Here is a 12,045-nt window from a genome sequence, read left to right as displayed (position 1 = left end):
CTTAATTCTATAGAATGCGCCACACCAAGCGGGAATAGCTCAGTTGGTAGAGCACGACCTTGCCAAGGTCGGGGTCGCGAGTTCGAGTCTCGTTTCCCGCTCCAATTTGTACAGTGTTTGTTGTTGTGCTACTGACAGCGAATACTTTGAGGCCGAGTAGCAAAATGGTTATGCAGTGGATTGCAAATCCACCTACGCCGGTTCGATTCCGACCTCGGCCTCCACTATCAAAAACCCCGTAGATCAATGATCTACGGGGTTTTTTGTTGCCTGCGAAAAAGTTGGGTGTTCCGCAATTTTTGATAGGTGTTCCGCAACCTCTGCGCATCCTATGAAATTTTTGGCGCGTATTTTTGATAGTGAGTACTGGTGCCCCTCACCTCAACGTCCGGTAGCCTGGCCAGAATCTGTTCGAAGATTGTTGCGCCATCGGTCATTTGAGTGGTAATGATGCGCGATATCAAAATTCGTGTGGTTAGATAAGTGGCTGATATCTGTGGAGTTAAGCATGACAAGTGATAAATACTTAGCTGTTGCGCTAGCAGATGTGGCAAAGGCAGCCTATGACACTCTCAATAGCGCAGCAGCGGATCGCCCAGAGTATTTGTTTCATTATACCGACGCGGGAGGGCTTCTCGGTATAATGAAAACTTCTCGCCTTTGGGCGACTAATTATAGATTTCTGAACGATACTAAAGAGTTGATACATGGAGTTTCAATTCTAGAGAACGTACTTAAGGAACGTATCTCGCGCGAGGAAAATTTGGTTGTTAAGGAGTGTCTTAATAGATTATTGCGAACAGCTAACTCATTCGATGGAATGATAGATTGTTACATCACTTGTTTTTGTGAACATAGTGACCGGTTGAATCAGTGGCGAGATTACGCAAAGTCTGGAGGCGGATTCGCGATAGGCATGATAAGCAAGCTGATTGGACAGCGCCCCGGTAACAGACAAAATACATCTCAGGCTTTTGTTCTGAGAAAAGTCATTTATGACATTGGCGTCCAAACCAAAATTATCGAGGATATTCTTGATCCTGCAATGGAAGCCCTCGCAAATATGTCCCAAGGATGTTCAGATCCCGAGGTTAACAATTTGATCGCTCAAGGGTGTTCGTTCGTAAGTAGTCTAGTGTCGCATTTCGTCGTTTATTTCAAGGATCCTGCTTTTGAGATGGAGGGTGAATGGCGCCTATGCCACATTGTTGCGGCGCGAGATCACGTAGAGTTTCGTGTCGGCCCTTATGGGATAACTCCATATGTTAATTTGGATCCTAGTCCGATGGCTGGTATCCACGTTGATAGATTACCGATTTCGCAAATTATGTATGGGGCAGGGCAAGATCCTCAACTTACCGAATTCTCCCTTCGGCTTCTGCTCGATCAGAAACAATATCCGCATGTTGAAATATTGGCATCAAAATTATCGATGCGGCCGCAACGCTAAGGCGCATCATCTTGTGGGAGAGACTTGCTCGCCGACACGACGGTAAACCTTTTTGGTCATGTCTTGAGTGGAATGCCCCAATAATCGGCTGGCGTGGTCGATATTTTCAATGTCACTCGCCGCCTTAGGGCGGATGTCCCTGAACTGAAACTTCCGAATTGATGTGGCAAGCTCACTGTCACCGCTGGCGGCTGCCTTCGTCGCAGCGTTATCACGAGCCTCGTCCCATCGATTACGCAGCATGTTGTAGCTCATACGCAGTCCGGCCTGGTTGGTGATCAGAATTGATGACTTGGTGCCAGCTTGCGCGCGCCGATCAAGTAGGCCGTTGATGAAGACGCAAAGGTCTGTCTCGTTGTCTCCGTCGTAGAGGCGTATTCTTAGTCGCTTTTCCGTCTTGCCTTGTCCAACCATCAGAAAGCCATGATTGAGATCGGTGGTCGATGCCTTCAGCACGTCAGCTGGGCGCTGTCCGGTGAGATATGCCAAGTCCATCGCGTCTTTGAGATCCTGCCCGGCCTGTTCGTACACCGCGTTCCAAATAATATCGCCGGCGTAGAAATCCCTAGGTGTCTCCTTGTTCCGGCGTAAACCGGAGCAGGGGTTAGCCTTGTCGGTCAGTCCCCACTCGCGGGCGAAAGTAAACATGGTTGAGAGCAGCGCTATCTCACGATTGGCGCGCACCTTGGCTGTGCGCGCATCCCGATACTGCGCAATCACCTGTGGCGTGATTGCGTCGATCGGGGCTGATTCAAATGCGTTTCGAAGCTGCTTAAGGCCTTTAAGGTAGTCGCTCTGCGTACCAGGCTTCAGAGTTGGAATCACTTTCTTTTCGTAATCGTCGAAAATCCGGCCCATTAGGTGGGTCGGTTTAGGTGTCGCCTTGCGGTCGAGCCGCGCCCATTCAATCTTGGCTTCGTCCAGGTCGCCGCCAAGCGGGATCTCGACGCGGTTACCGTCGGCGTCCCTGCCGTTGTAGTAGTAACCCGTCCAGGTGGTACCGCCTTTTCTCTTCCGAGTGCGCCGGATCATCCGTGGTGGCAGATCCCGATTGGCTGTTTTCTTCTGTCTCATGGTCAGCCCACGCGCGCCAAGTCAAGGGTCCAGGTCTCAGCGACAGAGCTGTTTACCGTTGGCTTGACCCCGGCGAGCTTTAGCCGGGCATATATCCGGCCCACCACTGGGCGCTGGGCGCCGGTCAAGACGAACTCCCAGTGGTTGGTCATAAGCCACTGGCGTTGAAATGACGGAATTTTGTAGCCAGTGATCGTGGCCAGCTCTTCGTCTGTGAGAGTTTCACTTTGAATTTCCATGATCTGCCTCCCGTCTCGCGATGCCTTCGCTCTGGCGTTGTTTGCTGCATTTATCGTGGTTGCCATGTGCTCGAGACTTTTGGCATTTGTCGCAGATGGTGACCAAATCCAGCGGCGGCATTTGTCCGTGTCGAATTCGGACCGGTCGACGTAGGGCGGTCATGCGCAAGCCCTCCGATGTTGGGCTTGCATCAACTCCATCAGGCGACTGAAGTACTGAATGCCTGCCTCGGGTGCGGTTAACGGGGTGATGGTTTCCAGCATGGGAGGCACGCCGCGCAGGCAGTCCCACTCACCGGAGTGGTTGGGCATCAGGTCGCGGTGTTCGGTGGCCAGCGCGATCAGGTCGGCGTGCACTACGCATTCAGGCAGGCGAGGGTCGAGATTGAATCGATCGCATACTGCGTGCCAGATGATTTCTTCAGCGATTCGGAATCCCGGCATCAGTGCCTTCAATGGCCGGGTCATGTCGCCAATGTAGGCTTCGGTCGCGTCGTGCAGCAGGGCAACCAGTTGGTGTTCTTCCGGCACCAGGCTTGCGACCAGAAGGCTGTGCTGGGCAACGCTGTAGTGCATACGGGTGTGCCCGTTGAAGCGACACAGGTTGGCCAGCGAGTGAGCGATATCGTGCGGTGAGATCATGGCAGCGGTTGGGTGGACCAAATCGAACTGGCGACCGCTGTGGGTGAGTATCCAGTTCATGCTGCGTCCCCTGCTGGCCACAAACCCATTTCAACGGCTTGGCGGTTGAGGTCAAGTTCCAGTGCTTGACGCAAGGCATCACGCAAGTGCGGGTAACCCTCGGTGTCGGCTTCGTGCGGGAAACTGATCGAGCTCAGTTCGGGTTCTGCGTTGAACGTGCCGCGCTTGTCCAGCCATTCAATGAGTTGGGTATCCAGTGGCTGGGCGTTGAGGTTGCTTGCCGTTTCGACGACATGAAAGACGCGGTACACACTCACCGACGGCGGGCAGATCACCAAGTTGGAAGTCGGCCCACCGGACGGCTTCGAACCTGAGCCCCACGACCCGCACAAAGACCGCAAATTGAAGAAGGGCGGCAAGGCCGACAACTTCGAATACCTCATCCCCGCAGACTACGAGCCGAAAAAATGAGCCTGAAAAGCATGATGGCGCGCGGCACGGTTGTGCTCGCGGCGGCCGGGAAGATGATGCAGACGCTGCAGGTGAGGCTGACAGCCGGCGAACTGAAGGACAACGTTGAGCACTTTGAGCCCTACGGGCTGACCAGCAATCCGTTGCCGGGCTCCGAGGTGCTGACAATGTTCCTCAATGGCGATCGTTCCCACGCCGTTGTCGTGGTTGCCTCAGACCGTCGGTACCGGATCAAGGAATTGGAGCCGGGCGAGGTGGCCATTTACACGGACGAGGGCGACAAGATCCACTTCAAGCGCGGCCGGATCATCGATATCGAAACCGCCACGCTGAACATCAAGGCGACCACCGCGGTGAACTTTGACACGCCGGTCATCAACCAGACCGGGCAGATCATCTCTACCGGTGATCAGGTAGCCGGCGGCGTTAGCCAGATTGAGCACATCCACACCGATGTCCAGGCGGGCAACGGCAACAGCGGGCCACCCGCGGTGGGGGCCTGATGATCTTTTCCGATGATCGTGAGGCAACCCTGACCCGCGCGGTGCTGATCAGTCTGTTTACGTGGCGCCGAGCGCTGACCGATGACCCCGTAGACGATGAAGAACTCTTCGGCTGGTGGGGCGACAGCTACCCGGATATCGCTGACGACCGCATCGGCTCGCGACTGTGGCTGTTGCGACGAGTGAAGCTGACAGACGCAACTCAGCGCGACGCGGAGTTCTATGCGAACGAAGCCCTGCGCTGGCTTCTGGACGACGGCCACGCGATCGCGATCGAGATCACCAGCCAGAAGGCTGACATCAGCCGGCTAAACCTGACGGTCATCCTCACGGTGCCAGGCGGCGTCCGCATCGAAATAAAACCCATCTCTTCCTGGCAGGTGATCTATGCCGTTTGAAACACCTTCACTGCCGGTGCTCATCAGTCGCACGCAAAGCGATCTGGCCAGCGATTCCCTGCGCCGATCCGATGCGCAGGTGCTGGCGCGAACCCTCGGCGGCGCCGCTTATGGCCTGTACGGTTATCTCGACTGGATTGCCGAACAGATCCTGCCCGACACAGCAGACGAGGAAACCCTCGAGCGTATCGCTGCGCTGCGCCTCAATCGACCACGCAATGCTGCACAGCCTGCGGAAGGCAGCGTCAGTTTCAGCGCGGCCGCCGGCGCCGTGCTCGACGTCGATGTGGTGCTGCAAGCGGGTGATGGCCGTATGTATCGCGTCACCGCCGGCGTCACCACGATTGCAGGAATCAACACGACCACGATTGCGGCGGTTACGGGAGGTGCACTCGGCAACGCTGACGCAGGTCTTCAGTTGACTCTCGTGCAGCCCGTTTCCGGCGTGACGAATGCTTTCACCGTTGTTGCTCCAGGGCTTTCGGGCGGCATCGAAAAGGAAAGCATCGAATCGCTTCGCGCGCGGGTGATCCGCTCCTACCGGGTTATCCCGCATGGCGGATCTGCGGACGATTACGAGACCTGGGCTCTGGAGTTCCCGGGCGTAACCCGGGCTTGGTGCCGCGGCAACTATCTCGGGCCAGGCACCGTCGGGCTCTTTGTGATGCGGGACAACGATCCGGTGCCAGTGCCTAACCCTGCACAGCTGCAGGAAATCAAGGAATACATCGAGCCGTTGCGCCCTGTGACCGCCGAGCTCTACGTTCTTGCCCCAACGCTAAAACCGGTGCTCTACAGCATCCATCCCGTACCTGACACAACCGCCGTGCGCGCGGCGATCACCGCAAACCTGAAAGACCTGCACGAGCGCGAGGCAGGTCTGGGCGAAAAGCTACTGATCAGCCACATCCGTGAGGCCATCAGCGGTGCTGCCGGTGAAACAGATCACTCAATGACCGTGCCATCCGCAGATGTGCCTGCGGCGGCCAACGAGCTGCTTACGTTCGGAGGCATCACATGGCTGTAGCGCGAACTGCGGACCAGTACCGCCGACAGCTGCGATGTTTATTGCCGCATGGCCCCGCTTGGGATCCGGAACTCGTTCCAGAGATAGACCTGGTGCTTGCCGGTGTCGCGCTGGAGTTTTCTCGGCTCGACGCCCGTGCCGTCGATCTTCTCAACGAGATGGATCCTTCCGGGGTTAGTGAGCTGGTGCCTGACTGGGAGGCGGTGATGGATCTGCCGGATCCTTGCCTTGGCCCGAATCCAGCTTTTGAGGATCGCCGCTTGGCGGTTCGTCGGAGACTCGTCGAAGTCGGGGGGCAGAGCAGGACGTATTTCATTGAGATCGCTGTGAGCCAAGGTTACCCGGACGCAACTATCACTGAGCACCGGGCACCACGCATGGGCCGCTCTCGGTTCGGCTTGGCCCACTTCGGAACCTGGCAAGCGCAGTTCATGTGGACACTCAACACCGGCGGCCGCCAGCGGCAAGGCCGGCGCTTCGGCGTCAGCTATTGGGGCGAGCGTTTCGGAGCCAACCCTGGTAATCCGCTCGAATGCACCATCAGGCGTCCTGCTCCAGCGCACACCGTTGTGCGCATCAATTATGACTGAGAGGTAGAAAAGTGGATTATCCGAAAAGCGTGCCCAGCGTTGGTTTGGTGGGTGGTAAGTTTGTTGACGAAAACCCTGTGGCAGGTACGCCTGGCTCGCTGATTCCGGCGCAATGGGGCAACGCAGTATCTGATGAAATTCTCAATGTCATCACAAGAGCTGGCCTGGTTCCCGACGAAGAATTGAATACCCAGTTGGGTGCAGCGATCTCGCTGATTATAAACGACACCAGGCCGCTGGCATCTCAAGCAGAAGCAGAAGCGGGATTTGATAACAGCAAAGTCATGACGGCGCTGCGTGTTATTCAATCAATTGCGAAACGATTACCCGCAAATGCGCCTGTTGTAGGTACTGCGAGAAATCTACGTTGTGTAATTACTTCTGCTTCCGTAACGGCTATTGTTACTGCGGATGAAATCGTTGTTAAAAATGCGCTAGGCGGCGCGTCTATGTTGCTTTCCTCGTTTAACAAAACCGTAAACCTGGGGCAGGTTGGGGCGGGAGGGATGGATATAATTCCAGCCCCAATAAATGGATTCATTGCTTTATATGCAATCCATAACCCATCGACAGGCTCTGCCGCGCTTATAGCAACTAATGCGACGAATACCGTGCAGTCTGAGATATATTTAGGGAATCTGCCCCAGGGATATGTCGCTTCGGGTTTGGTAAGCGTGCTGCCAACCACCGGTGCGGGGTTGTTCGCACCATGTCAACAAGAAGACCGGCACGTGGATTTAGGCAGCGCGGTGACCGCAGTTAACTCGACAGCGATCGGTGGTCCATTTTCCGTCACCGTGGCAGGCCTTCCAAAAAACGCAAGGTCGATCGATGGGAATATGACTGTCTCTTCTACAGCGGCCTCTGCCATGTCATTGAGTCTTTTCAGCTCTGAACTGAGTGCGGGGCAAAAAATTTGCAATGTATCCGTTGCTGCAAATGGTCAACAAACGGTTACCTTCTCAGGCTCGAGAATTAGAACCCCACAGCAAGTTAGGTGGGCAGCTTCGAATTCTGCAGGTTCATCTGTAGTGATTATTTCTGTAACAGGATACGATTTCTGACTGGGGGTTGATATGTTTGTGGAATTTGAAAGCGAAGCTAACAAAAGAATAGTCAGTGTTTTTTCGGGGGCGCAAGATCCAACAGACTACCCCTTTCAGGGGGTTGTCAGCTGGGATGACGATAGATTTCAAGACTACTACGAGCGGCAAAGCGACTACGGAAAAGAGTCGCTGCTCATTCTGAAAGTGGATGAGTAATGGCCGACTAATTCGTACGCACCTACGGATTGTTGAATTGCTTTTTGCCGACTCCGTTCTTTTCTGTATGTCCATCTGCCCAACATAATAGTTGGGTCCTGATATGGCCCGAGAGCCGGTTTTCAAGATAGTGGTGGGAAATGGTAGCAAGAAGCAACGCAACTGATGTAGTCAAAAATATATGCGACCATGTATGTGTTAAGTCTGGTCGTCCCATAGCCGTTATCAATTTGGACAAGACCTGCTGCGCTATCGGGTGGCAAAGGTAAAGCGAGAAGGATATCTTGCCTAGCCATAATAGGACTGGAGGGGCTTTGATAGCCTCAACGGAGCGGGATATTGAAAGCAGGATGAAAGCAATAGCAAGTGGTCCGCCCCACTGGTCCATTCCATGAAATTTGTAAAGGCCCGAGTAGGCGCACCATATTGCGAATACCACGGCTATTAGCGTGATTGAATAATCGACATGGCCACGCGGTAGTCTCAACTTTGAGCTGAATGCGAGGCCCGCGATAACTCCGGCTGGGAATGTCCAGAGCATTGGATTAGTTATCAGATTTAAGTATCGCGACTCGAAGCCATAATTGTTCATTGCACTCGTTGAAACATAGCCCTTAGTGATAAGTGGTAAAATAATAAGAGATGCTACTAGCCAAAGCATCGCCACAGCCCAGCGATGCTTGCCAGCCATAAGGCAGAGCCCAAATACTAAATAGAAATACATCTCGAAATTGAGCGTCCAGCCTACGCTCCAAGGCATGTCAAAAAAAGGCGGATTATTAGAATTGATTGGTATGAAAATAAAGCTAAGAAGTATTTCTTTAAGGTGTATCGGGGCGCTAAAATACTCTCCATTTTTAACTAGCAATAGGCCTGTAATTGCTACTACTAGATAGACTGGAAGTATTCTCGATCCGCGCTTGATTAAAAACTTGATAGTGTACTTCAACGTTCCATCAGCATCCCTTGTCGTGTAGGCCATGATGAAGCCACTGATTAAGAAAAAAAGATCCACTCCCATCGCACCTGGAAAGAAAACGGCTTCAGCTGGCCCTTCACTCGGCGTTCCCAGTAGAAAGTATCGGGCATGCGTGAAGACCACCAATAGAGCTGCGACGCCACGCAGGCATTGAAGCCACTCCAAATTCCTCGTTTCCATGTTGTTCCTTTTTAAATATATATCGGCGTTGATTATACGTAGCCAACTCTGAGTGGCCACTGGGTACGGGCCATTTGTAGTGAGTTGCGGTCTATCACCAGTGGAGAAACTATGTCTATCACTACGCAAAATTTGCTGCTGATTCTACCGAACGCCCGCACCCAAGCGGGCGTTTTTATTTCCGCCCTGAACACTGCCATGCAGCACTACCAGATCGTCGGCCCAAAGCGCGTTGCCGCGTTCATCGCTCAGATCGGCCATGAATCTGGCCAGCTGCGCTACGTCCGTGAGATCTGGGGGCCGACTGCCGCTCAGCGCTGTTACGAGGGACGCGAAGACCTGGGCAATACCGTGCCGGGCGACGGGCGCAAGTATTGCGGACGAGGACTGGTCCAGATCACCGGCCGGGCGAACTACGCCAAGTGCGGCGAGGCGCTGGGTCTCGACTTGATCAATCACCCTGAATTGCTTGAGCTGCCGCAGCATGCCGCTATGTCAGCAGCGTGGTTCTGGAAGCAGAAGGGCTTGAACGATTTGGCCGATCGGGATGACTTCAACGCCATCACCCGCCGCATCAACGGCGGGTTGAACGGCTTGCAGGATCGTCTGGAAATCTGGAAGAAGGCGCGCGAGGTGCTGGCGTGACCGTGCCGTGGCGGTTGATCGGCTTGCTGTTGCTGGCGCTCGCCGGCTTCGGCAGCGCCTGGCAGTTTCAGGACTGGCGCTACGGCCGCCAGTTGGCCGAGCAGGCCAAGCTCAACGGCGAGACGCTCAATCAGCTTGCCAAGGCCGGCGCTGAGGCGCAGAAGGCCGAGCAGGACAAGCGCTTGGTACTCGAGCAGAAGCTGGCGGCCAGTGAGCAAACCCATTACAGGAAATTGAGTGATGCCCAACGTGACCAAGATCGCCTGCGCGATCGCCTTGCCACTGCTGATCTGCGGTTGTCAGTCCTCATCGACGCGGATTCAGCCAGTGGCTGTGACGTGCCAAAAGCCACCGGCGCCGGCGGCGTGGATCATGCAACCGTACGAGCCCGACTTGACCCTGCGCATGCTCAACGAATTATCGCCATCACCGACACCGGTGACCGGGGACTGATCGCATTGCAGGCGTGCCAAGACTATGTTCGATTGTTCGCTCGGTGAATCTAGATCGTAGGAGTGATGTTACTTGAGTTCCCGGAGCCTGCCCAAATCAAGGGTAATCGACGGCATGCTTAGGGTTTGAATTGCAGAGACGAAATAATCTCGCCTTCCCCACAAATCATTGATAAGAAATTCTGTGCCATTGAAACTCAGGAAATTTGCCTCGGGTGCGCGTAGGCCTTCGTTCACCGGGGATGTAACTGCGATTGCTAGAAGTGCAAATATCATGCAATCCGAGAGTCTAACTTTGCCGGGCTCAATAAGTATTGTGACGCGTTTAGTCCCGTTGTTCGCTTCTCGTATAAGCTCAAACCCGTTTGGAAGGTCATCGCCGTGACCGTGAGAGCAGCGGTGGATGCTGTAAATAAGATCCGCAACATCTGGTTCTTTATTATCTCCGATTATCACTGGCCAACGAGTTGTCTCAAGATTGATTCCCGGCATTCCCATCGGCCCTATAATGTCGTAATTTTCACGGAGAACTCGAGTAAATCGATGACTATGCTTCCGCATGTCGGGGAAAAGTTTTTTCGACGTCCCATCCACCGCCATGCAAGCATGCATCATTGCGAAATCAAGCTCCCCTAATTCGTAGTCGGCTAATGATTTACGAACTGACTCTGCGACCCCCGCCATGATGAAATCCTTATTGAGCTGGGCTGATAAGATCTTTACCTTGATTTCGAACATTCCCCACTGCCTTGTCAACCTTGAACGATTCGAAAGCCTCGGATAGTACGCCCTCATGCAGCACCATCTGTTCGGCGCGCTCTCTCTGCGTGGCCGGGTCCAGCCATTCGCGGGCAAGCTCTGTCGAGAGAGCAACCGGCCTCCGGTCGTGGATGTCGACCATGCCGCCGGCGCTATCGGCGGTGATGATCACAAAGCCGTCGTGCTCGCCTGGCCCGTGTTACTCGTTCGGGTATTGGCCAATCGCGGCGCACAGGATTGGGGACTGGTTGCGGTGCCTGATCAGGTAGGGCTGCTTCTTCGGCCCGCCTTCGTCTACCCACTCGAACCAATTGTTGATCGCGATGATTGCCCGGTTCGGCCATATCGCGCGGAAGAATGGGCCGTGGGCGACTTTCTCCACGCGGGCGTTGATTGGCGCAGCGCGGTCTTTCGCCCAGTGCGGGCGCCATCCCCAGCGCACCATGTCTGCGTGCAAAAACTTGCCTTCCTGGTGGAAGAGGGCGAGCTGAGTGGTCGGCGCGGCGTTGTACCGCTCGAAGGGCTGCTCGCCGGTCGAGTTGATGAGCGCGTTCGGCATGCTGAGCGCCGCCACGAAGTCGCGAATGCCGCTGTACTGGGAAAGTCGTCCGCACATTGCCATGCCCTCGGCTGGATCTGATTCAGCGTAGACCCGCCAGCGCTGGCTTCGTCACAAACCTTTTTCGGCGCAACATTCGCCATGACCTGCCAGCTCCTCGCGATCTCGAGCATCTCTAAGCAGGCGCTGATTTTCATTGAACAGATGGTCTCTATTGTGCTCGATCAGGGCGAATCTTCGCCTTTCGCTCAGTAAATCGCTTTCGGTGTGCTTAAGCTTTGCCCTGAGAGAGTTTCTCTCTTCCGTGAGCGCGTCATGGTCTCTGACCAGGCCTTCGATATTCGCCAGCGCTCGCTGGAGCTTGAGGGTGAGAGCCTCGAATTCGTTCTCGTACATCCGCAGGTGGTGCCGGCAGGTTTCGAGCGGGGTCGGATTGCCGAGCCAATCGTCGGTGTCTTCTATATAGAGGGGGTCCACGGGGATGCCTTGCTGAATACTGTTTGCATATACAGTAATCCAAGGCTTCCACCTGAGCGAGAGCGTGGCGACGAGAGGCGCAGGCGGTAACGGTAAAGTGTTCCGCATTTAAAGTCTCAGGCCACGCGATACGTGGCCTGTAGCGTGATCAAAATCGGTCGCCTGCGGAACGGAAATATAGCTAACCTATTAATTTGCCTAGGTTTATTAATGGATTGCAAATCCACCTACGCCGGTTCGATTCCGACCTCGGCCTCCACTATCAAAAACCCCGTAGATCAATGATCTACGGGGTTTTTTGTTGTCTGCAGAAAAGTGTGGTGCTCACCTGTTTGCGG

The 12,045-nt window shown here is 54.6% G+C and carries 16 protein-coding genes, 2 tRNA genes and 1 pseudogene; 11 read left to right on the top strand and 8 right to left on the bottom strand.

Annotation, left to right across the window (positions count from 1 at the left end):
- Window positions 1–28: 28 nt before the first annotated feature.
- The 3 genes from ACYSTU_RS25590 (at window position 29) to ACYSTU_RS25580 (ending at window position 1,450) form a co-directional block, all read left to right on the top strand.
- A tRNA-Gly gene (locus ACYSTU_RS25590) sits at window positions 29–104 on the top strand.
- Window positions 105–150: 46 nt separating this feature from the next.
- Window positions 151–224, top strand: a tRNA-Cys gene (locus tag ACYSTU_RS25585).
- 284 nt (window positions 225–508) lie between these two features.
- Entirely contained in the window at window positions 509–1,450 is a 942-nt protein-coding gene (locus ACYSTU_RS25580; protein ID WP_499002389.1) for a DUF2971 domain-containing protein, read from the top strand.
- A gap of 6 nt (window positions 1,451–1,456) precedes the next feature.
- Here the strand turns inward: ACYSTU_RS25580 and ACYSTU_RS25575 are convergent, their stop codons facing one another.
- The 4 genes from ACYSTU_RS25575 to ACYSTU_RS25560 all read right to left on the bottom strand — a co-directional run bounded on the left by ACYSTU_RS25575 (window position 1,457) and on the right by ACYSTU_RS25560 (window position 3,743).
- A complete protein-coding gene (locus tag ACYSTU_RS25575; RefSeq protein ID WP_499002387.1) occupies window positions 1,457–2,524 on the bottom strand; it encodes a tyrosine-type recombinase/integrase in 1,068 nt (355 codons plus the stop codon).
- A gap of 2 nt (window positions 2,525–2,526) precedes the next feature.
- Window positions 2,527–2,763 carry a DUF4224 domain-containing protein gene (locus ACYSTU_RS25570; protein WP_499002384.1) on the bottom strand — a complete coding sequence of 79 codons (237 nt, stop codon included), beginning with the start codon at window positions 2,761–2,763 and terminating at the stop codon, window positions 2,527–2,529.
- 159 nt (window positions 2,764–2,922) lie between these two features.
- Entirely contained in the window at window positions 2,923–3,465 is a 543-nt protein-coding gene (locus ACYSTU_RS25565) for a phosphohydrolase (protein ID WP_499002382.1), read from the bottom strand.
- Window positions 3,462–3,743 (bottom strand): hypothetical protein, encoded by a 282-nt coding sequence (locus ACYSTU_RS25560; RefSeq protein WP_499002379.1) that lies wholly within the window; start codon window positions 3,741–3,743, stop codon window positions 3,462–3,464. The genes ACYSTU_RS25565 and ACYSTU_RS25560 overlap by 4 nt, the downstream gene beginning before the upstream one ends.
- 1 nt (window position 3,744) lies before the next feature.
- On the opposite strand from ACYSTU_RS25560, the gene ACYSTU_RS25555 reads away from it, so the two are divergent.
- The 6 genes from ACYSTU_RS25555 to ACYSTU_RS25530 are packed head-to-tail and all read left to right on the top strand — an operon-like array spanning window position 3,745 to window position 7,458.
- The gene (locus tag ACYSTU_RS25555; RefSeq protein ID WP_499002378.1) at window positions 3,745–3,876 is read left to right on the top strand and encodes a hypothetical protein; all 132 of its coding nucleotides are present in this window, start codon (window positions 3,745–3,747) and stop codon (window positions 3,874–3,876) included.
- A complete protein-coding gene (locus ACYSTU_RS25550) occupies window positions 3,873–4,379 on the top strand; it encodes a phage baseplate assembly protein V (protein WP_499002375.1) in 507 nt (168 codons plus the stop codon). The genes ACYSTU_RS25555 and ACYSTU_RS25550 overlap by 4 nt, the downstream gene beginning before the upstream one ends.
- Window positions 4,379–4,777: a phage GP46 family protein gene (locus ACYSTU_RS25545; RefSeq protein ID WP_499002372.1), complete on the top strand. Its 399-nt coding sequence runs from the start codon at window positions 4,379–4,381 to the stop codon at window positions 4,775–4,777. Before ACYSTU_RS25550 ends, ACYSTU_RS25545 begins: the two co-directional genes overlap by 1 nt.
- A complete protein-coding gene (locus ACYSTU_RS25540; RefSeq protein ID WP_499002370.1) occupies window positions 4,767–5,804 on the top strand; it encodes a baseplate J/gp47 family protein in 1,038 nt (345 codons plus the stop codon). The genes ACYSTU_RS25545 and ACYSTU_RS25540 overlap by 11 nt, the downstream gene beginning before the upstream one ends.
- Complete coding sequence (locus tag ACYSTU_RS25535; RefSeq protein WP_499002367.1) at window positions 5,795–6,394, top strand: YmfQ family protein; 600 nt, start codon at window positions 5,795–5,797, stop codon at window positions 6,392–6,394. The genes ACYSTU_RS25540 and ACYSTU_RS25535 overlap by 10 nt, the downstream gene beginning before the upstream one ends.
- An 11-nt stretch (window positions 6,395–6,405) precedes the next feature.
- A complete protein-coding gene (locus tag ACYSTU_RS25530; protein WP_499002366.1) occupies window positions 6,406–7,458 on the top strand; it encodes a hypothetical protein in 1,053 nt (350 codons plus the stop codon).
- 220 nt (window positions 7,459–7,678) lie between these two features.
- On the opposite strand, the gene ACYSTU_RS25525 is transcribed toward ACYSTU_RS25530, so the two are convergent.
- Window positions 7,679–8,815 carry an acyltransferase family protein gene (locus ACYSTU_RS25525; protein ID WP_499002363.1) on the bottom strand — a complete coding sequence of 379 codons (1,137 nt, stop codon included), beginning with the start codon at window positions 8,813–8,815 and terminating at the stop codon, window positions 7,679–7,681.
- Window positions 8,816–8,926: 111 nt separating this feature from the next.
- Here ACYSTU_RS25525 and ACYSTU_RS25520 point away from each other — a divergent pair, with 111 nt between their 5' ends.
- Together ACYSTU_RS25520 and ACYSTU_RS25515 are read left to right on the top strand one after the other, a co-directional pair.
- A complete protein-coding gene (locus ACYSTU_RS25520) occupies window positions 8,927–9,460 on the top strand; it encodes a glycoside hydrolase family 19 protein (RefSeq protein WP_499002360.1) in 534 nt (177 codons plus the stop codon).
- A complete protein-coding gene (locus ACYSTU_RS25515; protein ID WP_499002358.1) occupies window positions 9,457–9,960 on the top strand; it encodes a lysis system i-spanin subunit Rz in 504 nt (167 codons plus the stop codon). The genes ACYSTU_RS25520 and ACYSTU_RS25515 overlap by 4 nt, the downstream gene beginning before the upstream one ends.
- 21 nt (window positions 9,961–9,981) lie before the next feature.
- Here ACYSTU_RS25515 and ACYSTU_RS25510 read toward each other — a convergent pair whose 3' ends face one another.
- The 3 genes and pseudogenes from ACYSTU_RS25510 to ACYSTU_RS25500 all read right to left on the bottom strand — a co-directional run bounded on the left by ACYSTU_RS25510 (window position 9,982) and on the right by ACYSTU_RS25500 (window position 11,707).
- Entirely contained in the window at window positions 9,982–10,650 is a 669-nt protein-coding gene (locus ACYSTU_RS25510; RefSeq protein WP_499002355.1) for an Rv1289 family protein, read from the bottom strand.
- Window positions 10,607–11,287 (bottom strand): annotated as a pseudogene (locus ACYSTU_RS25505) (SOS response-associated peptidase family protein). The gene ACYSTU_RS25510 and the pseudogene ACYSTU_RS25505 overlap by 44 nt, the downstream one beginning before the upstream one ends.
- Before the next feature lie 54 nt (window positions 11,288–11,341).
- Window positions 11,342–11,707: a hypothetical protein gene (locus tag ACYSTU_RS25500; protein WP_499002352.1), complete on the bottom strand. Its 366-nt coding sequence runs from the start codon at window positions 11,705–11,707 to the stop codon at window positions 11,342–11,344.
- Between the last annotated feature and the right edge of the window lie 338 nt (window positions 11,708–12,045).

This window comes from Pseudomonas glycinis, assembly GCF_054871425.1.
The sequence above is the reverse complement of the archived record's forward strand: the minus strand, read 5'-3'. Positions and strand labels throughout refer to the sequence as shown.

What these genes read in the sequence shown, in the direction of transcription:
- ACYSTU_RS25525 (WP_499002363.1), bottom strand. Translation starts at nt 8,815, where the DNA reads ATGGAAACGAGGAATTTGGAGTGGCTTCAATGCCTGCGTGGCGTCGCA.
- ACYSTU_RS25575 (WP_499002387.1), bottom strand. Translation starts at nt 2,524, where the DNA reads ATGAGACAGAAGAAAACAGCCAATCGGGATCTGCCACCACGGATGATC.
- ACYSTU_RS25545 (WP_499002372.1), top strand. Translation starts at nt 4,379, where the DNA reads ATGATCTTTTCCGATGATCGTGAGGCAACCCTGACCCGCGCGGTGCTG.
- ACYSTU_RS25570 (WP_499002384.1), bottom strand. Translation starts at nt 2,763, where the DNA reads ATGGAAATTCAAAGTGAAACTCTCACAGACGAAGAGCTGGCCACGATC.
- ACYSTU_RS25550 (WP_499002375.1), top strand. Translation starts at nt 3,873, where the DNA reads ATGAGCCTGAAAAGCATGATGGCGCGCGGCACGGTTGTGCTCGCGGCG.
- ACYSTU_RS25535 (WP_499002367.1), top strand. Translation starts at nt 5,795, where the DNA reads ATGGCTGTAGCGCGAACTGCGGACCAGTACCGCCGACAGCTGCGATGT.
- ACYSTU_RS25510 (WP_499002355.1), bottom strand. Translation starts at nt 10,650, where the DNA reads ATGTTCGAAATCAAGGTAAAGATCTTATCAGCCCAGCTCAATAAGGAT.
- ACYSTU_RS25520 (WP_499002360.1), top strand. Translation starts at nt 8,927, where the DNA reads ATGTCTATCACTACGCAAAATTTGCTGCTGATTCTACCGAACGCCCGC.
- ACYSTU_RS25540 (WP_499002370.1), top strand. Translation starts at nt 4,767, where the DNA reads ATGCCGTTTGAAACACCTTCACTGCCGGTGCTCATCAGTCGCACGCAA.
- ACYSTU_RS25565 (WP_499002382.1), bottom strand. Translation starts at nt 3,465, where the DNA reads ATGAACTGGATACTCACCCACAGCGGTCGCCAGTTCGATTTGGTCCAC.
- ACYSTU_RS25580 (WP_499002389.1), top strand. Translation starts at nt 509, where the DNA reads ATGACAAGTGATAAATACTTAGCTGTTGCGCTAGCAGATGTGGCAAAG.